The sequence below is a fragment of the Noviherbaspirillum sp. ST9 genome (assembly GCF_048799745.1).
Classification (GTDB): Bacteria; Pseudomonadota; Gammaproteobacteria; order Burkholderiales; family Burkholderiaceae_D; genus Noviherbaspirillum.
The window spans coordinates 24746-49056 of the sequence record NZ_JBLWFR010000003.1 but is presented as its reverse complement, the minus strand read 5'-3'; the positions used below and the strand labels follow the sequence as shown (position 1 = coordinate 49056).

The 24311-nt window shown below is 62.9% G+C and carries 30 protein-coding genes; 19 read left to right on the top strand and 11 right to left on the bottom strand.

Annotated features, from left to right (window positions below; translation table 11 throughout):
* Nucleotides 1–4 precede the first annotated feature (4 nt).
* Together ACNOHI_RS06615 and ACNOHI_RS06610 are read right to left on the bottom strand one after the other, a co-directional pair.
* On the bottom strand, nt 5–1237 hold the full coding sequence (locus ACNOHI_RS06615; RefSeq protein ID WP_420473878.1) for a malic enzyme-like NAD(P)-binding protein: 1233 nt from the start codon (nt 1235–1237) through the stop codon (nt 5–7).
* 440 nt (nt 1238–1677) lie between these two features.
* Nucleotides 1678–2040, bottom strand: coding sequence for a hypothetical protein (locus ACNOHI_RS06610; RefSeq protein WP_420473877.1), 363 nt, complete (start codon nt 2038–2040; stop codon nt 1678–1680).
* Between the two features lie 174 nt (nt 2041–2214).
* On the opposite strand from ACNOHI_RS06610, the gene ACNOHI_RS06605 reads away from it, so the two are divergent.
* A complete protein-coding gene (locus ACNOHI_RS06605; protein ID WP_420473876.1) occupies nt 2215–2883 on the top strand; it encodes a hypothetical protein in 669 nt (222 codons plus the stop codon).
* On the opposite strand, the gene ACNOHI_RS06600 is transcribed toward ACNOHI_RS06605, so the two are convergent.
* Both ACNOHI_RS06600 and ACNOHI_RS06595 read right to left on the bottom strand, forming a co-directional pair.
* Entirely contained in the window at nt 2855–3466 is a 612-nt protein-coding gene (locus ACNOHI_RS06600) for a carboxymuconolactone decarboxylase family protein (RefSeq protein WP_420473875.1), read from the bottom strand. The genes ACNOHI_RS06605 and ACNOHI_RS06600 overlap by 29 nt on opposite strands.
* A gap of 20 nt (nt 3467–3486) precedes the next feature.
* The gene (locus tag ACNOHI_RS06595) at nt 3487–4659 is read right to left on the bottom strand and encodes a YbfB/YjiJ family MFS transporter (protein ID WP_420473874.1); all 1173 of its coding nucleotides are present in this window, start codon (nt 4657–4659) and stop codon (nt 3487–3489) included.
* 64 nt (nt 4660–4723) lie between these two features.
* Here ACNOHI_RS06595 and ACNOHI_RS06590 point away from each other — a divergent pair, with 64 nt between their 5' ends.
* Together ACNOHI_RS06590 and ACNOHI_RS06585 are read left to right on the top strand one after the other, a co-directional pair.
* A complete protein-coding gene (locus tag ACNOHI_RS06590) occupies nt 4724–5602 on the top strand; it encodes a LysR substrate-binding domain-containing protein (RefSeq protein ID WP_420473873.1) in 879 nt (292 codons plus the stop codon).
* Between the two features lie 132 nt (nt 5603–5734).
* Nucleotides 5735–6949 (top strand): CHRD domain-containing protein, encoded by a 1215-nt coding sequence (locus tag ACNOHI_RS06585; protein WP_420473872.1) that lies wholly within the window; start codon nt 5735–5737, stop codon nt 6947–6949.
* Here the strand turns inward: ACNOHI_RS06585 and ACNOHI_RS06580 are convergent.
* Both ACNOHI_RS06580 and ACNOHI_RS06575 read right to left on the bottom strand, forming a co-directional pair.
* Entirely contained in the window at nt 6946–7272 is a 327-nt protein-coding gene (locus ACNOHI_RS06580) for a hypothetical protein (RefSeq protein WP_420473871.1), read from the bottom strand. The genes ACNOHI_RS06585 and ACNOHI_RS06580 overlap by 4 nt on opposite strands.
* Before the next feature lie 7 nt (nt 7273–7279).
* Nucleotides 7280–7807 (bottom strand): DUF3617 domain-containing protein, encoded by a 528-nt coding sequence (locus ACNOHI_RS06575; protein ID WP_420473870.1) that lies wholly within the window; start codon nt 7805–7807, stop codon nt 7280–7282.
* A 135-nt stretch (nt 7808–7942) separates the two neighbouring features.
* On the opposite strand from ACNOHI_RS06575, the gene ACNOHI_RS06570 reads away from it, so the two are divergent.
* Both ACNOHI_RS06570 and ACNOHI_RS06565 read left to right on the top strand, forming a co-directional pair.
* On the top strand, nt 7943–9625 hold the full coding sequence (locus ACNOHI_RS06570) for an AAA family ATPase (RefSeq protein WP_420473869.1): 1683 nt from the start codon (nt 7943–7945) through the stop codon (nt 9623–9625).
* Between the two features lie 3 nt (nt 9626–9628).
* Entirely contained in the window at nt 9629–10255 is a 627-nt protein-coding gene (locus ACNOHI_RS06565; protein WP_420473868.1) for a general secretion pathway protein GspB, read from the top strand.
* On the opposite strand, the gene ACNOHI_RS06560 is transcribed toward ACNOHI_RS06565, so the two are convergent.
* Nucleotides 10252–11142: a DMT family transporter gene (locus ACNOHI_RS06560; protein ID WP_420473867.1), complete on the bottom strand. Its 891-nt coding sequence runs from the start codon at nt 11140–11142 to the stop codon at nt 10252–10254. The genes ACNOHI_RS06565 and ACNOHI_RS06560 overlap by 4 nt on opposite strands.
* A gap of 196 nt (nt 11143–11338) precedes the next feature.
* Between ACNOHI_RS06560 and ACNOHI_RS06555 the strand changes: the two genes are divergently transcribed.
* The gene (locus tag ACNOHI_RS06555; protein WP_420473866.1) at nt 11339–12253 is read left to right on the top strand and encodes a helix-turn-helix domain-containing protein; all 915 of its coding nucleotides are present in this window, start codon (nt 11339–11341) and stop codon (nt 12251–12253) included.
* Here the strand turns inward: ACNOHI_RS06555 and ACNOHI_RS06550 are convergent.
* Nucleotides 12250–13314, bottom strand: a complete 1065-nt coding sequence (locus ACNOHI_RS06550) for an alpha/beta fold hydrolase (protein WP_420473865.1) — start codon at nt 13312–13314, stop codon at nt 12250–12252. The genes ACNOHI_RS06555 and ACNOHI_RS06550 overlap by 4 nt on opposite strands.
* A gap of 143 nt (nt 13315–13457) precedes the next feature.
* Here ACNOHI_RS06550 and ACNOHI_RS06545 point away from each other — a divergent pair, with 143 nt between their 5' ends.
* Genes ACNOHI_RS06545 through ACNOHI_RS06530 form a run of 4 tightly spaced genes read left to right on the top strand, consistent with a single transcriptional unit; the run spans nt 13458 to nt 15193 of the window.
* Nucleotides 13458–13892: a MarR family winged helix-turn-helix transcriptional regulator gene (locus tag ACNOHI_RS06545; RefSeq protein WP_420473864.1), complete on the top strand. Its 435-nt coding sequence runs from the start codon at nt 13458–13460 to the stop codon at nt 13890–13892.
* Nucleotides 13893–13925: 33 nt separating this feature from the next.
* The gene (locus tag ACNOHI_RS06540) at nt 13926–14348 is read left to right on the top strand and encodes a PaaI family thioesterase (RefSeq protein WP_420473863.1); all 423 of its coding nucleotides are present in this window, start codon (nt 13926–13928) and stop codon (nt 14346–14348) included.
* Nucleotides 14345–14566, top strand: coding sequence for a DUF1653 domain-containing protein (locus ACNOHI_RS06535; RefSeq protein ID WP_420473862.1), 222 nt, complete (start codon nt 14345–14347; stop codon nt 14564–14566). The genes ACNOHI_RS06540 and ACNOHI_RS06535 overlap by 4 nt, the downstream gene beginning before the upstream one ends.
* Before the next feature lie 12 nt (nt 14567–14578).
* Nucleotides 14579–15193 carry an alpha-ketoglutarate-dependent dioxygenase AlkB family protein gene (locus tag ACNOHI_RS06530; protein ID WP_420473861.1) on the top strand — a complete coding sequence of 205 codons (615 nt, stop codon included), beginning with the start codon at nt 14579–14581 and terminating at the stop codon, nt 15191–15193.
* A 101-nt stretch (nt 15194–15294) separates the two neighbouring features.
* On the opposite strand, the gene ACNOHI_RS06525 is transcribed toward ACNOHI_RS06530, so the two are convergent.
* The gene (locus tag ACNOHI_RS06525) at nt 15295–15546 is read right to left on the bottom strand and encodes a hypothetical protein (protein ID WP_420473860.1); all 252 of its coding nucleotides are present in this window, start codon (nt 15544–15546) and stop codon (nt 15295–15297) included.
* A gap of 227 nt (nt 15547–15773) precedes the next feature.
* On the opposite strand from ACNOHI_RS06525, the gene ACNOHI_RS06520 reads away from it, so the two are divergent.
* The 7 genes from ACNOHI_RS06520 (at nt 15774) to ACNOHI_RS06490 (ending at nt 21390) form a co-directional block, all read left to right on the top strand.
* A complete protein-coding gene (locus ACNOHI_RS06520; protein WP_420473859.1) occupies nt 15774–16184 on the top strand; it encodes a SirB2 family protein in 411 nt (136 codons plus the stop codon).
* The gene (locus ACNOHI_RS06515; protein WP_420473858.1) at nt 16184–17158 is read left to right on the top strand and encodes a GGDEF domain-containing protein; all 975 of its coding nucleotides are present in this window, start codon (nt 16184–16186) and stop codon (nt 17156–17158) included. Before ACNOHI_RS06520 ends, ACNOHI_RS06515 begins: the two co-directional genes overlap by 1 nt.
* Before the next feature lie 82 nt (nt 17159–17240).
* Nucleotides 17241–18605 carry a tRNA 5-hydroxyuridine modification protein YegQ gene (yegQ, locus tag ACNOHI_RS06510; RefSeq protein ID WP_420473857.1) on the top strand — a complete coding sequence of 455 codons (1365 nt, stop codon included), beginning with the start codon at nt 17241–17243 and terminating at the stop codon, nt 18603–18605.
* Between the two features lie 97 nt (nt 18606–18702).
* On the top strand, nt 18703–19563 hold the full coding sequence (locus ACNOHI_RS06505; RefSeq protein WP_420473856.1) for a neutral zinc metallopeptidase: 861 nt from the start codon (nt 18703–18705) through the stop codon (nt 19561–19563).
* Nucleotides 19564–19603: 40 nt separating this feature from the next.
* Nucleotides 19604–19879 carry a hypothetical protein gene (locus ACNOHI_RS06500; RefSeq protein ID WP_420473855.1) on the top strand — a complete coding sequence of 92 codons (276 nt, stop codon included), beginning with the start codon at nt 19604–19606 and terminating at the stop codon, nt 19877–19879.
* A 1-nt stretch (nt 19880) separates the two neighbouring features.
* Nucleotides 19881–20096: an RNA-binding S4 domain-containing protein gene (locus tag ACNOHI_RS06495; RefSeq protein ID WP_420473854.1), complete on the top strand. Its 216-nt coding sequence runs from the start codon at nt 19881–19883 to the stop codon at nt 20094–20096.
* A 16-nt stretch (nt 20097–20112) separates the two neighbouring features.
* Nucleotides 20113–21390, top strand: a complete 1278-nt coding sequence (locus ACNOHI_RS06490) for an exonuclease domain-containing protein (protein ID WP_420473853.1) — start codon at nt 20113–20115, stop codon at nt 21388–21390.
* Here ACNOHI_RS06490 and ACNOHI_RS06485 read toward each other — a convergent pair.
* The gene (locus ACNOHI_RS06485; protein WP_420473852.1) at nt 21378–21728 is read right to left on the bottom strand and encodes a winged helix-turn-helix transcriptional regulator; all 351 of its coding nucleotides are present in this window, start codon (nt 21726–21728) and stop codon (nt 21378–21380) included. The two genes, ACNOHI_RS06490 and ACNOHI_RS06485, sit on opposite strands and share 13 nt — an antisense overlap.
* Nucleotides 21729–21822: 94 nt before the next feature.
* Here ACNOHI_RS06485 and ACNOHI_RS06480 point away from each other — a divergent pair, with 94 nt between their 5' ends.
* Nucleotides 21823–22374: a carboxymuconolactone decarboxylase family protein gene (locus ACNOHI_RS06480; RefSeq protein WP_420473851.1), complete on the top strand. Its 552-nt coding sequence runs from the start codon at nt 21823–21825 to the stop codon at nt 22372–22374.
* A gap of 44 nt (nt 22375–22418) precedes the next feature.
* Here ACNOHI_RS06480 and phaP read toward each other — a convergent pair whose 3' ends face one another.
* Nucleotides 22419–22967, bottom strand: coding sequence for a TIGR01841 family phasin (phaP, locus tag ACNOHI_RS06475; RefSeq protein ID WP_420473850.1), 549 nt, complete (start codon nt 22965–22967; stop codon nt 22419–22421).
* A 323-nt stretch (nt 22968–23290) separates the two neighbouring features.
* On the opposite strand from phaP, the gene ACNOHI_RS06470 reads away from it, so the two are divergent.
* Nucleotides 23291–24301 carry a hypothetical protein gene (locus tag ACNOHI_RS06470; protein WP_420473849.1) on the top strand — a complete coding sequence of 337 codons (1011 nt, stop codon included), beginning with the start codon at nt 23291–23293 and terminating at the stop codon, nt 24299–24301.
* The last annotated feature ends 10 nt before the right edge of the window (nt 24302–24311 follow it).

Genomic DNA, 24311 nt, shown 5'->3' with positions numbered 1-24311 from the left:
CCTTTTACAGCAAGGTACGCGCCAGCGCTTCGAGCTGTTCGGTGTAGGCCTTGGGGTCGAGTACCTTGCGCGCCACGCCACTTTCATGCGCGGCCGCGGCGATCTTCGGCGTGACGCCCGTCAGCAGGCGCTCGTCGAGCAGCGTCGGCACGATGTATTTCGCGCTGAAGCGGTCGTCGGTTCGCGCCATCGCCGCAAGTGCGACGACGCAGGCGCGTTTCATCGCCTGGTTGATGTTCGTTGCGGCGCTGTCGAGGGCGGCGCGGAACAGGTAGGGAAAGCACAGGGCGTTGTTGATCTGGTTCGGATAGTCGGAGCGGCCGGTGGCGACGATCGCATCCGGCGCAACTTCGAGCACCCGTTCCGGACGCAACTCCGGCTCGGGATTGGCCAGCGCGAACACGATCGGCTTCGCCGCCATCTTCTTCACGTCTTCCTGCTTGAGCAGGCCGGGACCGGAGAGGCCGAGGAACACATCCGCCATGCCAATGACATCCGACAGGGTCTTCGCATCCGTATTCTGCGCCCAGGCGCGCTTTTCACCGGTCAGGTCGCGCTGCGTGGTCAGCACGCCTCGGCTGTCGCACACATACACGTTCTCGCGGCGCACGCCGAGGTCGACCAGCATGTCGAGGCAGGCCAGCGCCGCCGCGCCCGCGCCGGAGCACACCACCTTGACGAGCGAAATGTCGCGTCCGGTCAGGTGGAGCGCATTGAGGAAGCCGGAGCCGACGACGATAGCGGTGCCGTGCTGGTCGTCATGAAATACCGGGATCGACAGCCGCTCGCGCAGCTTGCGCTCGACGGTGAAACACTCCGGCGCCTTGATGTCCTCGAGGTTGATGCCGCCGAAGGTGGGATGCAGCGCGGCGATGATGTCCACCAGCTTGTCCGGATCGGTCTCGTCGATCTCGATATCGAAGGCGTCGATGCCGGCGAATTTCTTGAACAGCACAGCCTTGCCTTCCATCACCGGTTTTCCCGCAAGTGCGCCGATATCGCCGAGGCCAAGCACTGCCGTCCCGTTGGTGATGACGCCCACGAGGTTGCCTTTCGCGGTGTATTCGTACGCCTTGGCGGGATCCTTGTTGATTTCGACGCAGGGCACGGCGACGCCCGGCGAGTACGCCAGCGACAGGTCGTTCTGGCTGGCGACCGGCTTGGTCACCGAGATGGCGATCTTGCCGCGCTGTCCAGCGGCATGGTATTCGAGGGCTTGTTGTTCCAGCGTGGTCATCGTCGTATTGCTTTCTGTTTTTGGTTGATCCGGAAGAGTCCGTTCGACAACCGCGTGCGGCATGCAGCGGCCCGGCGCGGATCGTACGGCGCACCTCGGTTGTCGAGCGGACTCTATGGCAAATGCCTGCCGCGCCGTCCGTTGGGCGCAGCAATGGCTGTCTCGTTGTGATTTATCGAACGCCTCCAGGCGTCGGGCGGGGTAGAACTGTCCGGCTTCCGGACGATGCACAGGGGTCACTCGTGCAGGTGTTCTCTCCGTCGTGTGCGGCGCGCGCGTGGCTGCTTAAGCCAGGTGCGTTCCGGTTTCCCCCGTTGATAAAGAGGAAGGAGCAAACACGTCACCCCGCCGCGGTCCCGTAGATTTCGGGCCCTGCCGCAGGGAGGCGTAAGACTAGCATAATCCGATGGCTACCGGGATGGTATTACGGACAACACTTATCAGCGGAAGGCTTCCGCCAGGGACATGACGCGCGGGGTGATCTTGATGTTGTAGCCGGCGAGGACTTCGTCCAGTCGCTGCAGGTTGGATTCCTTTTCGGCGGCGGTCCAGCCTTCAAAGATGTCGGTGCCGGCCTTCTGGAAATGGATGTCGACGATCTTCTTGCCGTCGTGATGGGTGTAAGGCTTCGTGAACACCTGCTTGAAACCGAGCCCCTCGACTGCCTGGATGAAACCGGAGGGCGTCTCGACGGCGTCCACGGCGACATACACCATGAAGGTCTTGCCCGGCGGCTTGGCCGCTACATCGACTGCAAAGACACCGGGTGCGATCGGTGCCGACGTACTCTTCAGAAATAACATAACGCCCTCTTCCTCTCCAGTTGCCGCGGCCCGGTCCTTGCCCGGCCACGATTTATGCTCAGGAATATGCCATAAATATTGCCGTACCGGACTATTGCCGAATCTCAATTTTTCCCTCGCCTGAGTCGCCAGTCCTGAGTAATATTGCGAAATAGCAACTTTTTAGGAGGAACGATGTTCGTCGGCCACTACTCCGCAGCCTTCCTCGCCAAGCGGGTTGCGCCCGCCGTTCCGCTACCCGTGTTTTTCGTGACCTGCCAGCTCATCGACCTGTTCTGGGGCGGACTGGTGCTGCTCGGGGTCGAGAAGTTGCGCGTCATTCCCGATTTCACCCGCTCCAACGGCCTGGACCTGTATTTCATGCCGTATACGCACAGCCTGTCCTCGGCGGTACTTTGGTCGGTTGGCGCGGCGCTGCTTTTCTGGGCATGCACGCCGGGGATTGCGCAGAGGACGCGCTGTGCGCTAGCCATCGGGGTGACGGTTGCCGCGCACTGGATGCTGGACCTGCTGGTGCATGTGCCCGACCTGCCGCTGTGGTTCGACAGCATGAAGGTGGGCCTGGGATGGTGGAATTACCGGACGTTTGCGCTCCTGCTGGAACTCGCCCTGCTGTGGGGAAGCGTGCTCGCCTGCCTCTGCGTGGCGGGCGAAAACCGCCGCCGTTACCTGGTTCTGGCAGTGGCCATGACCGGCCTCCAAGTGTTCAGCCTCATGAAACAGCCGGCGGAGCCGTCCGCCGTGGCGTTGCAACTGCTCGCCGCCTATCTCGCCCTCACCGTTGCCGCGTGGTGGGCGAGCCGGCGGTCAACAGTCAACGCGGGAACGGCGACAGCGGCGTAACCGTCGTCTCCTTCTGCGGCGGTGTGCGGGCCACGTTCATCACCATCGATACGGTGGTGAAGTAGCCGACCAGCCCGACCATGTCCACGACGCCCCGCTCGCCGAAGCATGCCACCGCACGCTGGTAGGTATCGTCCGACACGCCGTGCGTGCGCGTCAGCTCGTCGCACAGGTCATAGGCAATTTCTTCGTCTTCCGCCATGCCTTTGGGACGGCGTCCTTCCGCGAGAGCGTCGAGGATTTCCTGCTTCATGCCGGCCTTGAGCGCCAGCGGATAATGCATGCACCACTCGAACTGCTGCGTCCAGTGGCGCGACACGATCAGCATCACCCATTCATTGATCCGCGTGTCGAGCGCGCTGTGGTAGCGGATGTATTCGCCGACCTTCTGCAGGCGGTTCATCAGCTCGGGGCTGCGCATGAGCGGAATGAAGGGACCGAACACCGCACCGCGCGGTCCGTTGATGAGCTCCTGCGCCGCGGCTTTCTGGGCATCGTCCATCGCATCCATCGCAAGCGCGGGCATGCGTTCGGGACCGGGCATGCAGTTGGTGGGGTCGAGTTTTGTCGTTGCGTCGCTCATGTCGCTTCCTTTCTTTCCAGTTATTTGTGTTGTCCGCGCCCGAGCATCAAGGCGCTGCCGGCCAGCAGTACCGCCGCGATCACAAGTGCCGAGGAAAAGCTGCCGTTGCCGCTCCCCGCGGAGACGGTCAGCGGTCCGATAATCTGCCCTGCCGCGAACGCCGAGGTCATGGCGGCGATCAGCACGGTCGCGCTGCTGCCCGCAATCCGCTTGCCCTCTTGCAGCGCGGCCAGCGTAATGACCATGAAGGTGCCGCCAACGCACAGGGCGGCCACGAAGACGGACAGCAGGCCCGGCAGGAGGACCGGCAGCACGACGCCCGCGGCCATTACGAAATGGCTGACCTGCCACACGCGGCGGTTGCCCATGCGTCCGACAAGGAAGGCGACGCACAGCGTGGACAGCGCGGCGGCCATGCCGAACACCGGCCAGGACCATCCGAAGAGCGCCGAACCCTGCAGCGCATTCTTCGCCATGACCGGGAGGAAGGTTGCGGGAATGATGTAGCCGAAACCGAACACGCCGTAGCAGAGTACAAGCCGCACGGCATCGGCATTCCAGCGGTAGCGCCCTTGCCCCGCTTTTGCCGAGGCGACAGTGGAAGATGTGCGGAAGAAGCGCCACACGACTAGCGTGACCGCCAAAGACAACAGGCCCATGGATACCCAGGCCTGCGGCGAATGCGCGTCGACGCTGATCAGCGAGAGGCACATCAGCCCGGCGGTCGCGATGCCCGTGCCGACGCCAGCAAACACGAGGCTGTTGAGGAAAGGCCGACGGTAACGCGCCAACGATTCCATGCACCACGCGGAGACCGAGATCAGCACCCAGGCGCTCGCTACGCCTGCCAGCATGCGCAAGACGAGCCAGGCGGAAAAGGGCAGCGGCCAACCCATGGCAAATGTCACGGCGGCAATGGCGAGCAGGCCGCCGCGGATCGCGTGCTCGGGCCGGATCTTCACCACCATGGCGCTCAGCGCCCCAAGCAGGTAACCGACATAGTTGGCCGATGCGAGCAGGCCGCCGGAGGCAATCGAGAGCCCGGCATCCTGCAGCATCATGGGCAGGATGGGCGTGAAGGCGAAGCGGCCGATGCCCATGGCCACAGCCAGCGCGGCGAGACCGGCAAGCGCCTTGGCGATCGGGCCGGCTTCAGCGCGCACGGCGGCGGAGGGGGAAGATTGTTCGATCATGAAAGCAGTCTACCTTGACCAACCCATTCTGAAAAATGAATAATGGAGAAAGGAGGTTCTCAAAATGAGAAACATCGACCTGGATTCCCTGCACATTTTCAAGGCGGTCGTGGACTACGGCGGCATCACCAAGGCCGCCAGCCAGCTGAACCGCGTCCAATCCAACATCACGACCCGCGTCAAGAACCTGGAAGACCGGCTCGGTGTGAAACTGTTCCAGCGCCAGGGCGGCAAGCTGGTGCTGTCGCCGGAGGGAACCCAGCTCCTGTCCTACGCCGACCGGCTGCTGCGCCTGGCGTCCGAGGCCGAAGCCTCGCTGCGCAAGGGCACGCCGCGCGGCACCTTGCGCATCGGCACCATGGAAAGCACCGCCGCGGCGCGCCTGCCGCCGCTGCTGTCGCGTTATCACCAGCATTATCCCGAAGTCCAGATCGAACTGGTGACGGGCACGTCGGGCGCACTGATCGGGCGGGTGCACCGTTTCGAGGTCGAGGCGGCGTTCGTCGCCGAGCCCTTCACCGCGACCGACCTTGAAATGCAGGAAGCCTTCCGCGAGGAACTGGTGCTGATCACGCCCCGCAACGCACCGCCCGTAAAAACACCGAAGGACTTGCGCAAGCACACGCTGATCGCCTTCACCACGGGCTGCTCCTACCGTCGTATCCTGGAGGACTGGCTGGGAATGTCCTCGGTCGTGCCGGACCGCGTGCTGGAGCTGGGGTCCTACCATGCCATCGTGGCCTGCGTCGCCGCCGGCTCAGGCATCGCTATCGTGCCGCGCTCGGTGCTCGCGGTCGTCCACGCGGAAGACGAAGTTGCCGCCTATCCCTTGCCGGAACGTGTCGCCAGGGCGAAGACCTTCCTCGTCTGGCGTGCCGGGCATCAGTCGGTGGCGCTCGACTCGCTGCGCGACGAGCTGCAGAAACAGAACCGCGCACGGTAGTTTTTTCCTTTGCCTGCGTATTTCTTACGCAGGCAGCGGCCTTCCCTCCCCGACTGCGGCATGCCCCTGCTGGCATGAACGCTGCATCCCTCCCCTGTCCTGCCGCCCCAACCCAAGACAGGAGATTCGATCATGAAATTCATTCCCATCGGATTGAACCGCATGTGGCTCGCTGTGCTTGCCGGGACGCTCCTCGCAGCCTGCGGTGGAGGCGGCGGCAGCAGCGGCGCCACGTCCTCCTCTGCCAACGGTCTGACGCCGGCCTCGACACAAGCCGCCGTCTCCGAACTGGCCGACGCCTTTGCGGCAACGCTGACGGGCGCACAGGAAGTGCCGCAGCGCGCCAGCAGTGCGACCGCTTCCGGCACGGTGGTGATCCAGGCCGCCACGCGGCTGATGACGGCGACGCTGACGACGACCGGCATCGCCGGCACCGAGGCGAATATCCAGCAGGCACAGGCGGGCCTGAATGGCCCGGTTGTTTTTCCGATGACCGAAACCTCGCGTGGCAGCGGGATCTGGACGGCGCGCGCGGTGCTGACCGAGGCGCAATTCAATGCCTTCCGTGCCGGCGATTTCTATTTCAACGTGCGCAGCACCAACTTCTCGGAAGGCGAGATCCGCGGACAGATCCTGTCCCAGCAGCCGGGCACCACGCCGGTGACTGCCATCACCACCGGCGCCAATACAGGCACGACCGTCACGAGCGCCGGACTCAATCCTTTCGTCACGTCCACCGCGAACTTCCTCTCGGCATTGCGCGGATCGCAGGAAGTGCCGCCGACGGTAAGCGCAGCGCTGGGCTCGGGGACCGTCCTCGTCAACCCCGTCAACCGTCAGCTCACTGCAGGCGTGACCACTTCGGGCCTGACGGGCACGGCTGCGCATATCCATGAAGCCGCGCCAGGAGTGAGCGGCCCCATCATCATTCCGCTCGCTGAATCGGTGACCGGAAGCGGCATATGGACCGCGAACACTGTCCTTACCGAGTCGCAATTCAACGCATTGCTGGCCGGGAACCTTTACTTCAACGTGCACAGCACGGCATTCCCGAACGGGGAAATCCGCGGGCAAATCCTGCCGCAAACCATCTCGCTTGAATTCATCACGGGCGCGGCGGGCCGCACGGGTGCAACGAGCACGCCGGCAGGGGGAACGACGGGAATTACGGGGTCGGGCTTGACGGGTACCGGGATTTCCGATTCGGGGCTGACGGGCACGACAGGAATCGGGACGACGGGCTCGGGATTGACGGGTACGACTGGTACCGGCCTGACAGGCACGGGGTCTACAGGAACAGGCATGACGACCACCGGCGCGGGCGCCTCCGCCGGACTCGCCTTCTAGGCCTGCCACACGCCGTAGCCGGCTTCCCTTAGTCCGATCGCCAGTTCAACCTCCATGTCGCGCGCGCCGTCGTACGGCATGGGGTTGTACATGGCATAGAGTTCGGGCAGCAGGCGCAATCCGAAGTCCTTCACGAAGCGGTTCGACTGGATGCCTGCCTTGTGCTTGTCGAAGCGCACGTCCGGGTCGATGCCCGTCATCCCCACGTAGACGCAGGGCTTGCCCGTCACGTAGTCCGGATTGGCCTTCCTGAAGCGCGCCTCGTACAACACGTCTTTCGACAGCTCGACCACGTAGACGTTGTAGTGCCAGCGGCGCGCCATGGGGGAATCACTTCTTCGGCATCATGCCGCCCGCCGGCGGCACCTTGCCGCAATCGGCGCTCAGCCATTTGCCGCTGTTCTCGTGGCGCTGGTTGACCGGCTGGCCATGCATCATGCCCTTGAAATCGTAGGTGGAGCTGAACGCGGTATCGCCGGAAAACGAACCCTTGACCTTGCCTTCGCCCTTCATCTGCGCGCTGTTGCACACCACATCGGCGCTGTAGCTGCTGCCGCTCTGCTGCATGTTCTTCGTCTCGCAGCCCATCTCGTTCTTTTCGGCGCCGGGCGGCAACTTGCTGTCCGTCATATCCTTCGTGATGCAGACCTTGTGGACCATCGCGCCGTCCTGGATCTGCGGCACGTTCATGCCCATCTTGCGCATCTGTTCCATTTGCTCGGGAGTAATCTTCGGCATGTTCTTCATCGCGTCGGATTTCATCGTCATTTCCCACAAGCCGGGCTTCATCTGGTTCGCGGCGAATGCGGAAGCGGACAGCATCGAAAACAGCAGCAGCGGAATGGCGGTCTTGCGCATGGAGTCTCCTGGGCAATGCGGGTTGAGGGAATGCGACGAGTCATTCTAGCAGGGACCGAAAGCCGCCTTGTTGCCGCTCAGATTGCCTCGCGGGCACTTGTGGTAGCCTTGGCCCACGATTCATAATGCGTCGCCATGTACACCAAATTCTTCCGGCTGGCACAGGCCCCGTTTTCGATCTCGCCCGACCCGCGTTACCTGTTCATGAGCGAGCGTCACCGCGAGGCGCTGGCGCACCTGCTGTACGGCGTGGATGCGGGCGGCGGCATCGTGCTGCTGACCGGCGACATCGGCACGGGCAAGACCACCATCTGCCGCTGCTTCCTCGAGCAGGTGCCGGCCAACTGCAGCGTCGCCTACATCTTCAATCCCAAGCTGACCGTCGCCGAACTGCTGCAATCGGTGTGCGAAGAATTCCACGTCCCGCTCGACAAACCCGCCGCCGGCGTGAAGGATTACATCGACGCGCTCAACCGCTTCCTGCTCGGCGCCCACGCGGACGGCCGCAACAGCGTGCTCGTCATCGACGAGGCGCAGAACCTGTCGGCCGACGTGCTGGAGCAGCTGCGCCTGCTGACCAACCTCGAAACGAATGAGCGCAAGCTGTTGCAGATCATCCTGATCGGCCAGCCGGAATTGCGCGCCATGCTCGCGCGCCCGGAACTCGAACAGCTCGCGCAGCGGGTCATCGCGCACTATCACCTGACGGCCTTGTCGGAAGATGAAACGGCGAGCTACGTCCAGCACCGGATGGCCACGGCCGGCCTGACCACGGCGTCGCCTTTCCAGCAGCCGCTGATGAAGCATATCCATCGTCTGAGCGCCGGCATCCCGCGCAGGATCAACCTGCTCTGCGACCGTGCGCTGCTCGGCGCCTATGCGAAGGGAACGCATGAGGTCGATCGCGAAACGGTGGAGGAGGCCGCCGGCGAACTGTTCATCCATCAGCAGGCGGAGCCCAAGGCAATACGGGTGTGGCCCTCGATCGTGTCGCTCGTTACCGGCATGGCTCTCGTCGCCACCGCGTGGATGCTGAATGACGGCGGCTGGCTGAAGTCGGTGCGTACGAAGTGGACTGTCGCGGCCGCGCCTTCCACCCAGGCTGTTGCTGCTGACACGGCGCCCGCGGTCCGCATGAATGAAGACCGCGCACCGGATACCGTTACCGCCAAACCGGCACCAGAACCCGCACAGGGCGTTCTTGTGGAGAAAACGGGCGCGTCGCGGAACGCGCTGCGCGATGAAGCGGATGCCATTCGCCAGCTCGGCAAGCTGTGGGGCCTGTCACTGGCAGAACAAAATCCCTGCGAGTCCGCTCGCACACAGCATATCCACTGCCATCGAAGCAGCGGCGGCATCGCCGAATTGCGCCAGCTCGACCGGCCGGCGATGCTCAAACTCTACGACCAGGGCAATCGCCCCTTCTACGTAATGCTGACCGCGCTTTCCGACAACGCCGCCCGCCTGCGTGCAGGAGATGCGCGGCAGGAGCTGGGACTGGTGTCGCTTGCCCGCTTCTTTCGCGGTGAATTCATCACGCTCTGGCGCGCACCGGACGGATTCGAGAACACGGTGGAAACCGGCGACCGCGGTCCGGCCGTCGACTGGTTCGCGAGCGAACTCGCCAAACTCAGCGGAGGCAGCGCACCCGGCCCCAACCAGCCCTTCGCGCCGAAAACGCTCAAGCAGGTGAAGCACTTCCAGCAGGCGCACGGCCTGTTCGTGGACGGTGTGATCGGCCCGGTCACGGCCATGCATATCAACCGGGCAGCCGGCGTCGACGAGCCGCGCCTCGTTGAACGCACGTCAGGGGAGTAACGCGTGTCCTACATCCTCGAAGCGCTGAAGAAAGCAGAAGCCGAACGCAACGGCGCGGTCCACAAGGCGGCTCCGCTGCTACCGCCGCTTGCAACGAAATCGAAGACGCCGCCTCCCTGGCGCCGTCCCCTGCCCGTGGCCGCGCTGGCGGCACTGGCGGTGACACTGGCGTGTGCCGCATGGTTCTCGGTGAGCAGCAACGCACCGCCGCAACCGTTGCCGCCTGCGCCTGCGCCGGTCCCGGCCCCGGTCGCCGCAGTGGTACCGCCTGCCGAACCCGAACCGGCGGTCGCCGAGCCGGAAAAGCCGAAGGAAAAGCCAGCTCCGAAGAAGGCCGCGGAAAAGAAGCGCCCTCCACCGCCCGAGGAACCGAAGACGGCCAAGGCGCCCGCACCGGAACCGGCGGTCGGTTCGCTGCAGGACCTTCCCGTCCAGATCCAGCGTGAAATTCCGTCCCTTGCCGTGGGCGGCTACATCTACTCCGGCAACAAGGCGGACCGCTCCGTGCTGGTCAACAACCGCCTGCTGCATGAAGGCGACGAAGCCGCGCCCGGCCTCGTGCTGGAGAAGATGACGGCGTCGGGGATGGTCCTCAACTACAAGGGTTACCGTTACCGCCGGGGATATTAGGCCGCGACGCGCAGACGCGGCCGCACCGGCAGGAATGCCAGCAGGTTCCCAGCCAGCACGCAGGCGAGCCCGGCGAAGGCCAGCGCATTCCACTGGTAGCCTTCGAACACCGTCGAGATTGTCAGCGCCACCACCGGGAACAGCACCGTGCAATACGCGGCCTTGTCCGGCCCCATCCTTCCCACCAGCAGCAGGTAGGCGGTAAAGCCGATCACCGATCCCGGAATCGCGAGGTAGAGCAGCGAGCCGATGTAGCGTGCGGTCGGTTCGATCTCAAAGGGCATCCCGAGCAGGATCCCGATGAGCGTGAGCACGCTGGCGCCGATGAACATCGCCCAGGTATTGGTGAGCCATGGCGTCAGGCCGATGGCCTGCATGCGGCTGGAGAGCAGGTTCCCGGTTGAGAAGAACAGCGTTCCCAGGAGTGCGAGGCCGAGCCCCTGCAGCATTGCGCCGTCGCCCCAATGTCCGCGCATTTGCGGCAGGAACAGCATCGCGATCCCAGCCAGCCCGAGCAAGGCGCCGACGACGACCTGCGGCTGCAGGGCCCTGCCGAGGAAGATCCGGCCGTTGACAGCGTTCCACAACGGCGCAGTCGAGAACACGACAGCGACCAGTCCGCTCGGCACCCATTGGCTGGCGTAATAGAAGCACAGGAAATTGCAGCAGAACAGCGCTACGCCTTGCGCCAGCAGGTAGCGCCACGCGCGCGACGGCGGCATCACCGGCTTGCGCATGGCAGCCAGCACCAGGAGCAGGACGACTGCCGCGATCCAGAATCGATAGGCGATGGATACCGGCGCCGGGACGACGCCGAGCTGCCATTTGATGGCAATCCAGGTGGAGCCCCAGATGAGGACGGTCAGCGTGTAAAGGAAAGTGTTCATGTGGCGTCCTGCGGAGTTAGATGGCGCCATGATTACGCCTTCGGCCCGGGACGACTTGTCCGGATTTGCGGAATCCTCCCTGTTAACGCTCCAAACTTGTCTGTTCTTGCGCATTTTTCGATCACGCCAGCCAGCCGCCCGCAGCGATCGGCGGGAAATGATAAAGTGCACTCCTGAAAATCGACCTTGCGCAGTCATGTCCGACCGCCCCCGACTTTACGCTCCCGAAACACCGCCCACGCGCATCTCGCACGCCGTGTTCAATACGCTGCGCGGCACAAATGCGGAGCTGGAGCGTTTTGCCTGGCTGGGCGACGATCTTGCGATCGCCATCTGGCATCGACAGACGACGGAAGAAGAGACAGCCTACATCCGCCCCGGCCACCATACCCTTTCGTATTATCTAGGCGGCGGCTATCGCACCGAACGGAATGAACTGCCCGGCATGTACGGCAGTCCCGGACGCCTTTGCACCCTCCCCGACGACCACGAATCACGCTGGGTCGTGCGCGACCGCCTGCGCTTCCTGCATGTGTATTTCCTGCCCGAGCATTTCACGCGCCGCGCGATCCAGGAGCTCGACCGCGAACCGCGCGAGCTGACGCTTGCCGATCGCACCTACTTCGAACACGCGCAGATTGCGCATCTGTGCGCGTCGCTTGAACGGGTGTCGTGGAACGGCCCTGACGACCTGCTGCGCGCAAACGAAACCGTGCACGAAACCCTCAGCCACCTGCTGCGCTCGCAGTCAAGGGCGCTGCACAGCACGTCCATGAAAGGCGGTGTCGCGCCCGGCGTGCGGCGGCGGCTGGCGGAATACATCGACGCCCATCTTGATGGAAACATCACGCTCGGCACGCTCGCCGACATAGCGGGATTGTCCGAGTACCACTTCGCGCGCATGTTCCGCATCTCCTTCGGCATGCCGCCGCATGCCTGGATCGCCGAGCGGCGCCTCGACCGCGCGCGGCAACTGCTGAAGGCAACCGGCCTGCCGCTGCAGCTGGTGGCAGACGCCTGCGGCTACGCCGACCTGAGCCACTTCAGCCATCGCTTCCGCGCGTCGGTCGGCGTTTCGCCCCGACAGTATCGCCAGATCATTTCACATTAAATCGCCTGTGCAGGCGCGGGGAAGATATGCCTGTGCTCACCGCGCCGCTCGGCGCCCAGCGCTGTCGCTGCCTGGTCGATCGCGCTCATGACTTCGTCGGGAGCGAAATGATGCAGCATGTGGCCAGCCCCGTGCGTGACATGGTAGGTACTGTGGGGCAGCTCCCGGTGCAGTTGTTCGGACTGGACGCTGCTGTTCACGTGAGCGTCGCCATCGCCGGCCATGATTACGACCGGCATGGTCAGTTCATGGTAACGCTGCCGCAGGGCGAACGCGGCCGGAATCATCAACGCGGTCTCTGCCGCGGATGCGCGCAGCGATGAAGGACGCAGCGTCATCCACACGGGAAAACGTGCGTCGAACTTGTGCGGCACTTCCGCCGGCGCAAAGATGCGCTTCTTCATCATCGGCCAGATCATGCGGCCGATCAGCGGTGAAACGGTATATCGCAACAGGTCGCCGATCACCGGTATCGCCGGCGGCGACAGCAGCGGCACGTCGAGGCGCGGCGTCGGATAGTAGTAACCGGAGATGAGTACCAGGCTCTTGACATCGTCGGGGTAATCGAGTCCCAGGGCGACTGCCACCTGCGATCCCCAGGAGTGGCCCACGACGATCGGTTGAGACACGCCGATCTGGTCCAGTGCGTGATGCAGCAGCGTTGCCTGTGCCTGCGGCGTCCAGATGGTGGTACGCGGACGGTCGCTGTAGCCGTAGCCCGGGCGGTCGAAGGCAATGACACGGTAGTTTTTCGCGGCCAGGTCGATCAGCCCGCTGATTTCGAAATCCTGGACCATGCTTCCGTCGCCATGCAACAGGACGACGGGTTGACCGGATCCGCGCTCGACATAGTGCAGGCGGATGCCATCGACTTCCACAAACTTTCCGGCTGGCGGGTTGTCGCTCTCGACTTCACGCGTGCGCTGGCGGACGACGTAGGCTGCGGCGGCGAGTGCGGCGCCCGCAGCTAGCAGAGTGGTATTGCGGCGAGGCCTGTTGCGGGCACGCACCTGGGATTGCCTTGTGTCATATCGCATTTCTTCTCGGGTCGCATAGCGCATGTCTTATTCCTCCTGCAATTGAGTGGAGTTGTTGGAAGCACACGGTCCGCGGGAAGTTCAATGTTGTTTCCACAAGTTAGCGCAATTTGACAGGTAAATGTATATGCATATATATTGAAGCCACACCTATTTGCCGAGTTCCCGTGAAACCCCTCAAGCTCCCTTGTTACTGCGGGTCTATCCGCCAGGCCTCGCGTGTTGTCACGCAGATGTATGACAAGGCGCTCAAGCCGTCCGGCGTGAAAATTACCCAGTTCAGCATCCTGCGCCTGCTCTCGCGCTTCCCCGGCCTGACGACCGGCGAGATGGCCGAGGCGCTGGTGATGGACAGCACGACGCTCACGCGCACGCTCAAGATCATCCACGACAGCAAATGGATCGCATCGACGCCCGGCGAAGACAAGCGCGAGCGGCACTGGGCGCTGACGGGCGAAGGCCAGGCGCGCCTGCAGGAGGCGGTCCCGCTATGGAAAAGCGCGCAGAAAGAATTCGCGGAAAAGATGAGCGGCGTCGACCTCGACGAGCTTACCCAGTCCGTATTCCAACTGGTCCAGAAATCGACCGAGGCCGTCGACTGATCCGGGCCCTTCTTCAAACAACAAGGACACTGCATGGGACATACACTCGACGCCGAATCCTTCAACCAGCGCGGCACCGGCTACCTGCCCGAATTGCTCGGAATTAAGGTCAACAGCGTGGACAAGAACGTCCTTCAGACCGAGCTCTCCGTGCAGAAGCACCACCTCGCACCGAACGGCTACCTGCATGCCGGCACCGTCGTCACGCTGGCGGACACGAGTTGCGGATACGGCTGCATCGCAAACCTGCCGGAAGGCGCGACGAGCTTCACCACCATCGAACTGAAGAGCAACTTCCTCGGCACGGCCCGCGAAGGCATCATCGAGTGCGAGGCGAAACTGGTGCACGGCGGGCGCAACACCCAGGTGTGGGATGCGCTGGTGAAGCATCGCGATACCGGCAAGCTGATGGCGACCTTCCGCTGCACCCAGATGATCCTGTATCCGCGCGCATGATGACCGACATCAGCCCCGGCATCTATGAGCACTACAAGGGCAAGAAATATTTCGTCCTCGGCCTGTCGCGCAATACAGAAACAAACGAAGTCTGCGTGGTCTACCGCCCGCTGTACGAAACCGACTGGCCGCAGCTCGTGCACCGGAACGCGACGATGTTCTTCGAGTCTGTCAGGGTGGACGGCAGGCAGATGCCGCGCTTCCGCAAGATCGGCTGACTGGAAACAAGGATGGACACCCTGTTCGACACCCCCGGCGAGTGGGAAACAATCCCTGCCCTCGATGCCGACCTGCGTGTATTGACGGGCTTTTATCGCAAACCGGAGTCGCACACCTTCATGCAGCGCTTGCTGGATGAGACGCCGTGGCAACAGGAGACGATCACGCTGTGGGGAAAGCAACACCTCCAGCCAAGATTGTCGGCATGGTACGGCGATCCGGGCAGCGGGTATTCCTACTCCGGTGTCGTACTGGCCCCACATCCCTGGACTGAGACACTCCGGCGCATCAAGACGGACGTGGAAGCGGCGACGGACAGCCGCTTCAACAGTGTCCTCCTCAACCTGTACCGTGACGAGAACGACAGCGTGGGATGGCACAGCGACGCCGAACCGGAACTGGGAAGCTGCCCGGTCATCGCTTCGCTCTCGCTGGGGGAGCAACGCACTTTCCGCCTCCGCCACCGGACGCGCAAGGACTTGAAACCCTTGCTCCTCGACCTCACCGACGGCAGCCTGCTCCTGATGGCAGGCAAAACCCAGCATTGCTGGCAGCATGCCGTGATGAAGGAACGCGCTGCGCGCGGACCGCGCATCAACCTGACGTTCAGGACAATCAGGCAATAAAAAAAGCGGCCCGAGGGCCGCTAATTTACGGGAAGCAAACAGTGCCTAAACCACTTGCTTCTGGAGCGTCGCTCACTGGGTGGCAAGACGACGGGTAAAACTTACGCCTGGCGCTTGGCGATCATGTCCAGTTCCTGTGCCAGGTTCGGCATCACGGAGTCGGAGCCGGACATGCGGTACAGGCGCATCAGGGACGAGTCTGCGGTAGCCTTGCGAACGGTCGCCGGCTGCTCAACGCGCGGGGTGACGGTGAACAACGCAGCCAGCAGTGCACGCGCGGCACGGCCGACGTTCTGTGCATAGCTCGAACCGACGGTACCAGCGGCCGGGGTTGCGATTGTCAGGGTTGCCATGATTCATTCCTCTCAATAAAAAATTCTTGCATGGACACAGTGTAGGTACGGGCCAGATATTATTCCAATTGCGATTTCGGATAACTGACATTCGACTCGTGAATATTGGAATTTCCCTATCTCAATGCAAGCGGGAAAGTTGCGGCCTTCGTCATGTCGGTTTCTGTCCGTTTTTCTCTCGTCAGGGGCAGACTTCAGGCAGACGTTGATAGAATGCGAAGGATTTTTTGGCATTTGGCAAGCGGCTGCTGCCCACGACAATGAGTTATCTCGCGCTGAAACACCTTCACATGAGCTTTGCCGCGCTGAGCGGCGCCCTCTTCCTCATTCGCGGCGTCCTCATGCTGCGGCGTGCGGACGGCGTTCCCGCGCCGAAGACCCTGCTGGACCGCAGCTCCCATATCATCGATACGATACTGCTCGCCAGCGCGCTGACCATGGTGGTGTGGAGCGCGCAATATCCCTTCGTCGTGCCATGGCTCACCGCCAAGGTGATCGCCGTCATCGCCTACATCGTCGTCGGTGCGGTCGCACTCAGGCGCGGCAAGACCAAGGGCATCCGTGCCGGCGCTTTCATCACCGCGCTGCTGATCTTCGGCTACATCATCAAGCTGGCGCTCACCAAGCAGGTCGCATAGTGGAACAGATCACCACCTTCGGCGCATCGACTTACAGCATTGCCGATATCCAGCTTTTCCAGGGCGCCTCGAACGACCTGATAGCGACGCTGCTCGCCAACTGCCCGGTCGTCCGCATCGGTGCGCACAAGGCCATGCAGGACTGGTCGCACAAGGGCGGACGATTGTTCATCGTCCTGCGCGGCGCGCTGGACGTCACCCACGTCGACACGCGCGACGCACGTCTCGACGGCGCGGCAACGAAGGTCCTTCCCGGGGAGTGCGTTGGCGAGCTGTCGGTACTGGACGAAGAAGCCTCGTCGGAGCAGATCACGGCGCGCGTCGAATCGGATGTGCTGGTGATCGAGGCGGACATCCTCTGGAAACTGGTCGACGAGTCGAACAATGTCGCCCGCAACCTGCTGCGCCTGCTGTCCTTCCGCGTGCGCGCGGCCAATGCCCAGTTGCGCCGCCGCCAGAAGGTTGGCGAATTCTATCGCCAGCTATCCATGGTCGATGGCCTCACCGGGCTGCAAAACCGCGCCTGGCTCAATGACAATCTGCCGCGCATGATCGACAGCGCGCATATCGTGAACAGCCCGCTGTCGATCGTCATGATGGACCTGGACCACTTCAAGCAGTTCAACGACCAGCACGGCCACGTATCCGGCGATCACGCCTTGCAGGTGGCGGCGAAGGTGATCGGCGCAGGACTGCGTCCGACCGACTTTGCCGCGCGGTTTGGCGGCGAAGAGCTCATCGTGCTCCTTCCCAACACACAGCAAACCAGCGCGCTCATGGTCGCACAGCGCCTGTGCGAACGCCTGCGGCAGGCCGTCGTCTTCAGCGAAATGCACCGGCCGCTGCCGCACATCACCGCGTCTTTCGGCGTAGCCACGCTGGAGCCGGACCAGAATGCGGAAGCGCTGATTTCGGCCGCCGACGCGGCCTTGTACCGGGCAAAGGAAGACGGCCGCAACCGCGTGGCTTTATAGCTTTGCCAGACAGGCAACATCCCCGGTTATCGGAGGAGCGTTCAGTATAATGGCGGGTTCTGCACCCACCGCACGATCCGCCATGTCCCGCTCTCCCGAACTCCTGCTCCCCGCCGGCTCCCTCGCCAAGATGCACACCGCCTTCGACTACGGCGCCGATGCGGTCTACGCAGGACAGCCGCGCTACAGCCTGCGCGCGCGCAACAACGAATTCTCGACGCTGGACGCGCTGGCGACGGGTATCAGCGAGGCGCACGCACGCAACAAGCTGTTCTTCGTCGCCAGCAACATCTTTGCCCACAACGCCAAGTTGAAGACCTACCTGCGCGACATGGAGCCGGTGATCGCGATGAAGCCGGACGCGCTGATCATGGCCGATCCCGGACTGATCATGATGGTGCGCGATAAATGGCCGGACGTGCCGGTCCACCTGTCGGTGCAGGCGAACGCGGTCAACTGGGCGGACGTCAAGTTCTGGCAGCGCATGGGCCTGACGCGCGTGATCCTGTCGCGCGAACTCTCGCTCGACGAGATCGAAGAGATCCGCCAGCAGTGCCCCGACATGGAACTGGAAGTCTTCGTGCACGGCGCACTGTGCATCGCCTATTCCGGCCGCTGCCTGCTGTCCGGCTACTTCAACCACCGCGACGCCAACCAGGGCACCTGCACGAACTCCTGCCGCTGGGATTACAAGGTGATGAACGCGTCGGAAGACGCCTCCGGCGACATCGCGCGCGTGCCGGTCGAGACGATCAAGTTCAACTACCAGCAGGCGCTGGAAGAGGCCAACCAGTCCTTCTCCGCGCTCGGCGACGCACCGCGCCATCCGCTGGCCGACCGCCCCTACCTGATCGAGGAAGCGGGACGTCCGGGACAATTGATGCCCGTCCTCGAGGATGAGCACGGCACCTACATCATGAATTCAAAGGACTTGCGCGCGGTCGAGCACATCGAGCGCCTGGTGAAGATCGGCGTCGATTCGCTGAAGATCGAAGGCCGTACCAAGTCGCTCTACTACGTTGCGCGCACCGCCCAGGTTTATCGCCGCGCGATCGACGACGCGGTGGCCGGGCGTCCGTTCAACACGCAGCTTCTTGGCGAACTGCAAGGCCTGGCGAACCGTGGCTACACCGACGGCTTCTACCAGCGCCATCACACGCAGGAATACCAGAATTACATGAGCGGCGTTTCCGAAGTACATCGCAGCCACTATGTTGGCGACGTGCAATCCGTGCGGAATGGATGGGCCGAAGTGGAAGTAAAGAACCGATTCTCCGTCGGCGACCGCATCGAAGTGATCCATCCGGGCGGCAACGAAGTTGTCACCCTCGAGCAGATGCTTGCCGAAGACGGCACGCCACTCACCGTTGCCGCCGGCAGCGGGCACCGTGTCCGCATTCCCCTGGACGCGCGCTTCGAGAAGGCATTGCTTGCACGCCTGCTGTAAGTTTTTCCCTCGCTGATTACCCTCCCCGCTATGCGCCCCGTGTCCGGGGCGCGTATGCTTATTGCTTTCCCTCTTCGAAAAACTCCGGAGGTGCGACATGAGATGGGAAGGCAATCGCGAAAGCGATAACGTGGAAGACCGCCGCGGCGCCGGCGGAGGATTCGGTGGCAGGTCGGTTGGCCTGGGAACCGTTGTCGTTGCGCTCGTCGCGTCATATTTCCTTGGCGTCAGCCCGACGACCATCCTGAACATCCTCACTGGCGGCGGCATGCCCTCGTCGGTGCAGGAAGTGCCGGCGCAGCGTCCGCCGGAAACGGACCAGATGGCGAAGTTTGTCTCCACGGTGCTGGCTGATACCGAAGACACCTGGACGGAACTCTTCCGTTCGCAGGGCGCGTCCTACGCGCGTCCGAAGCTGGTCCTGTTTTCCGGCAGCACGCCGACGGCCTGCGGCACCGGGCAATCTGCATCCGGCCCCTTCTATTGCCCCGGCGACCAGAAAATCTACATCGATCTCAGCTTCTACCGCCTGATGCAGCAACGCTTCAAGGTGTCGGGCGAATTCGCCCAGGCGTATGTGATCGCGCATGAAGTCGGGCACCACGTGCAGCACCTGATGGGCATTTCCGACAAGGTCGACGGGGCGCGCCGCCGCATGTCCCAGGCGCAGGGAAATGCGCTGTCGGTACGGCTGGAATTGCAGGCCGATTGCTTCGCGGGGGTTTGGGCGCATCATGCCGACCGCGCGCGCAGCATCCTGGAATCGGGCGACGTCGAGGCGGCTCTCAATGCCGCCAGCGCCATCGGTGACGATGCGCTACAGCGGCAGTCGCAGGGCGAGGTGATTCCCGATTCGTTCACGCACGGCACTTCCGCGCAGCGTGTGCGCTGGTTCACCACCGGGATCAAGAGCGGACAGGTCACTGACTGCAATACCTTCGAGGCGCGGCAGCTCTGATCCGATACAATGCAGGCATTCAATTCAACCCCGCCTATCCATGCCCCACACGCTCGCCCTCCAGACTCTTCGGACTTCGCTTGACGACCTGCAGCACAAGCGCATCACCATCCAGGCTTTCTGCCAGGCGTGGCGCGCGCAATCCGCCCTGGTCTCCGCGCTGCCGCAGCGCTACGGCCAGGTGATGGAAGACCTGCTCGGCCGCATGGAGGCCGGCAGTCTGTTCACCGAGGAAAGCTGCTCCTTCAGCCAGGAAGACCTGCAGGCCAACCTGTCCGTATGGCTGGACAAGGCGACACAAACCCTGGGAGCCTGACATGCAAAACGTCAAATTCGAACTGGATGGCGAATACGTCGAACTGAACCAACTGCTCAAGCTGGTCGGCATCTGCGACAGCGGCGGCGCGGGCAAGGCCATCGTCGCCGCCGGCGAGGTATCGGTGGACGGCAAGCAGGAGCTGCGCAAGACTGCCAAGATCCGCAACGGCCAGACCGTCACGATCGGCGACATCCGCATCCGCGTGCAGGAATAAGGACTCGCGTCCTGCCATGATCGAGCAATATGGCAAACTGATCTTCATCGACCTGGAAACCACCGGGCCGAATCCGATGACCGACCGCATCACCGAGATCGGCATCGTCGAAGCCGGCAAGGATGGGGTGCGGCGATGGTCCGTGCTGGTGAATCCGCAGGTACCGATTCCTCCTTTCATCGTCGGACTCACCGGCATCTCGGACGAGATGGTGAAGGACGCGCCCGTCTTTGCGGAAGTCCAGGAGGAGCTGCTGCGGCGCCTGCAGGGCGGCCTGTTCATCGCGCACAATGCGCGCTTCGACTACGGTTTCCTGCGCAATGAATTCAAACGCCTGGGCAAGACCTTCCGCTGCGAAGTGCTGTGCACGCTCAAGCTCTCGCGCAAGCTCTTCCCCGACATCATCAGCCACGGCCTCGATGCGCTGGTCGAGCGTCACGGACTGACGACCGAGGCGCGGCACCGCGCGCTGGGCGACGCCGAAGTCCTGTGGCAATACTGGCAGCTGCTCGAACGGACCATCGCCGGCGACAGGCTGAGGGAGATCGCGCGCCAGTTGCTGCAGCGGCCCAACCTGCCGGTCCATCTCGATCCGGACATGTTCGACGACCTGCCGGATACGCCGGGCGTGTACGTCTTCTATGGCGCCGAGGACAAGGCGCTTTATATCGCACGCGCTGCTCAGCTTCGCCAGCGCGTCCTGGCCCATTTCCACGGCGAGCAGCCGTCGAAGAAGGATGCGGACCTGGCGAAGGAAGCGCGCCGGTTCGAATGGTTTGAAACGGCCGGCGATATCGGCGCACAGCTGCTTGAAGCGCGCCTGATGCGACAGTTGCAGCCACCGTCAAGCATCGGCAGGCCGACCGAAGAGGACGTATGCGCATGGCGCATCGTCGATGGAAAGCCTGGGCTGGTCTTTGCCGACGAGCCCGGCTTTGCAACCGGAGCGCCATGCTATGGCGTGTTCACTTCCAGGCAGAAAGCGGAAATGGCCCTGGCGGCGCTGGGTGAGAAGAATGGAATTTACATGGGGGCCAGGACGCTCGACAGCGAGCGCCTGCAACGCGCGCTTTCGTCACTGCCCCTGGTGAACTGGCCCTATGACGGGCCGGTCGTCATCGTCGAACAGGGTGACGACGGCCGCGACGACCGGTATCTCGTCGACAACTGGCACTGGTTCGACAGCGGTGCCCTGCCCGACCAACGTGGACACGCCTCATTCGAGTTCGATACCTACCGCATCCTCTCGCGCGCCATCGCGCAAGGGAAGGTGGAAGTCCGTCAGCTGTCCTGATCCACCTTCGCCGCCAGCTTCTTCTGCCATTGTTCCGACCAGCGCTGCAACGGCATCAGCGCCTCCAATAACTGCCTGCCCTGCTTGCTCAACGCATAGCCCGACGGTTCTTCCAGCACCACGATCTCCGCATCGCGCAGCTCGCGCAAGCGCTGGTTGAGCACGGTAGGCGACATGGCGTCGCAGCGTTCGCGCAGTTCACGAAACGTCAGCGGAACATCGCGCAGCTCCCAGAGGATGCGCAATACCCATCGGCGTCCCAGCAGGTCGAGCAGGGCCATGATCGGCCGGCCTGTTTTCGATCCCCTGACCGGCATTCCCGGTTTCGGCAAAGCCATAATGTTCTCCGCTACAGATAAAGTAGCAATATGCTACAGTAAACGTAGCATCCGGTCCAGAAGGATGCCAATCCCAATGACATCAAGGAGCAAGATGATGACCGAACCACGCATCTCCCCCGCGCAGCCGCCCTATGAACCGTCAATCGCCGAAGCATTCGGTCGCATCATGCCACGGGGTGTCGAGCCGCTCACCCTGTTCCGCACCATGGCGCGCAATCCGCGCGTCCTGCAGCGCATGTTTGCCGGCAGCCTGCTGGACAAAGGCGCGATTACATTTCGCGACCGCGAACTGATGATCCTGCGCACGTGCGCACGGTGCGGCGCAGAGTATGAATGGGGAGTACACGTAACCTTCTTTGCACAGAAGGCGGAATTGACGGAAACGCAAATCGCGGCATCGGTGAATGACGCCGGAACGGATTGCTGGAGTGCACGTGACCATCTCGTACTGCGGATGGCCGACGAACTGCACGACAAGGCTTCGTTGTCAGACGTCTTGTGGAGCGCACTGACAGAAGTTTTCAGCGACGAGCAATTGCTCGAATTGATCGCCCTCGCCGGCTACTACCGAACCATTTCAATCATGGTCAACGCGTGCCGCCTGGCGCCCGAACCGTACGCGGCGCGCTTCGCCAAGGCATAAAAAAAGCGGGCCGCATGGGCCCGCCTTTTCTTCCAGCCGGATGCTTACTTGGTTTGTGCCGTCGCAGCCTGTGCGAACTGGGTCACGGTGCCGTTGACGCTGGCGTTCATGGCTTCAGCCGCCTGCTTGGCGGTCTTGGTGAACTGCTCGTAGGTGCTGGTCGCATTGCCCATGGCGTTCTTGAAGATTGCGAACACGCCGTCCGCGCCCGGCGCCTTCTGCGATGCTTCTTCCACGAGTTCGGAGACCTTGCGGCTGAACTGCGCCATCTGCGACTCGGCGGCCTTGGTGAATTCAGCCTGGGTGCTGTTGGCGATGGTGGTCAGGTGGCCGCCGTAGGCAACGACCTTTTCGAGGTTCGGCTTTGCCTGGGCGGCAAAGAGGGAGAAGAATTCCTGCGGGTCCTTCGCGGCCAGGATCTGGCGGGTAGCAGCCTGGGTCTCTTCCATCGAAGAACGCGCAGCGGTCAGGTTCAGGCTGATCAGCTTTTCAACGCTTTCAAGCGTCTTGTTGGTCAGCGAGCTGACCAACGCGAGGTTGGCTTCGAGGTTGGCCTTGGTTGCTACGGAAATCTGGTCTTGAATCGGGAACATGGCATCTCCAAAAAACGGAATTCGGGCGGCGGTGACAAAAAGTCTTGCCAAATTTGTTGCGAAGCAACATCGACTATTTTAGAGATGCCGAGCGATGAGTTCAAGCCTTGATTTGTGCGTCGCAGAAAAAAAGCGCAAAGGCCGTAACAAAATGAAAAACTTCCTATTCCCGATCAAGAACCATGCTTGGTCCATCACGGCACCCTTGCCTGCTTTTCCAGCCAAGCAGGCAAATTCGGGCTAATATGAAATTCATATTGTCCGACCAGGAGGCGTGCACGGGAACGACTCCGGCGTCCGGGATCGATTGAGGAAAAAGACAGATGGATAACGAGAATCCACGCGCGCGCTTGTACTACCTCTTCGGCACGAACCAGAACCCGCAGGGTTCATCATGGCTGGCGCGGCTGCCTGCCGGTATCTTTGCGATCTCGGTTGGCTTGTTCGGACTGGTCGGCGCATGGCGTCGGGCCGCCGCCTTCGGATGGAATATCGCAGCCAGCGTCGCTTCGGTCCTGATCTGGCCGGTGGCGGCCATCTGGATCACATCGCTCATCCTGTATGCGCTCAAGTGCAAGCGGCATCCGCAAGCCGTCAAGGGCGAATACCACCACCCCGTAAAGGGATCGCTTCAGGCGCTGCTCCCCTTGTCCGTCCTCCTCGCCGTCATTCAGTTCCAGCAGCCGACACAGGGCGTTTGGCTCGTTCTCGCGCTCGCGGCGCTGGGCCTGCACGTGCTGATCGCCCTGCGTGTGGTAGCGACGCTGGCGACCGGGCAAATGCCCGCCAATGCCATCACGCCAGCGCTCTACCTGCCGGTCGTCGGCGGTGCGCTCGTGGGCGGCATGACCCTGGCCACGCTCGGCCTATCCGGATGGGCCGCCATGCTGTTCGGGACGGGACTATCCGGCTGGGCACTGCTGGAGGCACGCATCCTCAGCAAGCTCTTCGAAGGTCCGATGCCGGAACCGCTGCGACCCACGATCGGCGTTGAGCTCGCGCCGCCCGCCATCGCCACGCTGACGGCCGCGGTGATCTGGCCGCAACTGCCGGCCGAGGTGCTGATGATCGGACTGGGCGTCTGCATCGCCCCCTTCGTCGGCGTGATGGCCCGTTACCACTGGTGGCGCAATGTCCCCTTCTCCATCGGCTTCTGGTCGTTCTCCTTCCCGCTCGCGGCCCTGGCCAGTGTCGTGCTCGAAGCGGTACATCGCGGCGGCTGGCCGCTATGGATTGGTGTCGCGGCCCTGCTGGCGGCAAGTGCGGCGATTGCCTTCCTCGTGCTGAGGACGGTCGTCCTGCTGCTGCAGGGGCGGTTCCTTCCGGCGGCGTGAAAGCGCGCTT

Coding starts and splice junctions, on each gene's coding strand:
- ACNOHI_RS06540 (WP_420473863.1), top strand. CDS start 13,926: ATGGGACATACACTCGACGCCGAATCCTTCAACCAGCGCGGCACCGGC.
- ACNOHI_RS06505 (WP_420473856.1), top strand. CDS start 18,703: ATGAGATGGGAAGGCAATCGCGAAAGCGATAACGTGGAAGACCGCCGC.
- ACNOHI_RS06500 (WP_420473855.1), top strand. CDS start 19,604: ATGCCCCACACGCTCGCCCTCCAGACTCTTCGGACTTCGCTTGACGAC.
- ACNOHI_RS06615 (WP_420473878.1), bottom strand. CDS start 1,237: ATGACCACGCTGGAACAACAAGCCCTCGAATACCATGCCGCTGGACAG.
- ACNOHI_RS06590 (WP_420473873.1), top strand. CDS start 4,724: ATGAGAAACATCGACCTGGATTCCCTGCACATTTTCAAGGCGGTCGTG.
- ACNOHI_RS06575 (WP_420473870.1), bottom strand. CDS start 7,807: ATGCGCAAGACCGCCATTCCGCTGCTGCTGTTTTCGATGCTGTCCGCT.
- ACNOHI_RS06550 (WP_420473865.1), bottom strand. CDS start 13,314: ATGCGCTATGCGACCCGAGAAGAAATGCGATATGACACAAGGCAATCC.
- ACNOHI_RS06570 (WP_420473869.1), top strand. CDS start 7,943: ATGTACACCAAATTCTTCCGGCTGGCACAGGCCCCGTTTTCGATCTCG.
- ACNOHI_RS06605 (WP_420473876.1), top strand. CDS start 2,215: ATGTTCGTCGGCCACTACTCCGCAGCCTTCCTCGCCAAGCGGGTTGCG.
- ACNOHI_RS06595 (WP_420473874.1), bottom strand. CDS start 4,659: ATGATCGAACAATCTTCCCCCTCCGCCGCCGTGCGCGCTGAAGCCGGC.
- ACNOHI_RS06485 (WP_420473852.1), bottom strand. CDS start 21,728: ATGGCTTTGCCGAAACCGGGAATGCCGGTCAGGGGATCGAAAACAGGC.
- ACNOHI_RS06580 (WP_420473871.1), bottom strand. CDS start 7,272: ATGGCGCGCCGCTGGCACTACAACGTCTACGTGGTCGAGCTGTCGAAA.
- ACNOHI_RS06585 (WP_420473872.1), top strand. CDS start 5,735: ATGAAATTCATTCCCATCGGATTGAACCGCATGTGGCTCGCTGTGCTT.
- ACNOHI_RS06600 (WP_420473875.1), bottom strand. CDS start 3,466: ATGAGCGACGCAACGACAAAACTCGACCCCACCAACTGCATGCCCGGT.
- ACNOHI_RS06480 (WP_420473851.1), top strand. CDS start 21,823: ATGATGACCGAACCACGCATCTCCCCCGCGCAGCCGCCCTATGAACCG.
- ACNOHI_RS06525 (WP_420473860.1), bottom strand. CDS start 15,546: ATGGCAACCCTGACAATCGCAACCCCGGCCGCTGGTACCGTCGGTTCG.
- ACNOHI_RS06530 (WP_420473861.1), top strand. CDS start 14,579: ATGGACACCCTGTTCGACACCCCCGGCGAGTGGGAAACAATCCCTGCC.
- ACNOHI_RS06495 (WP_420473854.1), top strand. CDS start 19,881: ATGCAAAACGTCAAATTCGAACTGGATGGCGAATACGTCGAACTGAAC.
- ACNOHI_RS06490 (WP_420473853.1), top strand. CDS start 20,113: ATGATCGAGCAATATGGCAAACTGATCTTCATCGACCTGGAAACCACC.
- ACNOHI_RS06535 (WP_420473862.1), top strand. CDS start 14,345: ATGATGACCGACATCAGCCCCGGCATCTATGAGCACTACAAGGGCAAG.
- ACNOHI_RS06555 (WP_420473866.1), top strand. CDS start 11,339: ATGTCCGACCGCCCCCGACTTTACGCTCCCGAAACACCGCCCACGCGC.
- ACNOHI_RS06470 (WP_420473849.1), top strand. CDS start 23,291: ATGGATAACGAGAATCCACGCGCGCGCTTGTACTACCTCTTCGGCACG.
- ACNOHI_RS06560 (WP_420473867.1), bottom strand. CDS start 11,142: ATGAACACTTTCCTTTACACGCTGACCGTCCTCATCTGGGGCTCCACC.
- yegQ (WP_420473857.1), top strand. CDS start 17,241: ATGTCCCGCTCTCCCGAACTCCTGCTCCCCGCCGGCTCCCTCGCCAAG.
- ACNOHI_RS06610 (WP_420473877.1), bottom strand. CDS start 2,040: ATGTTATTTCTGAAGAGTACGTCGGCACCGATCGCACCCGGTGTCTTT.
- phaP (WP_420473850.1), bottom strand. CDS start 22,967: ATGTTCCCGATTCAAGACCAGATTTCCGTAGCAACCAAGGCCAACCTC.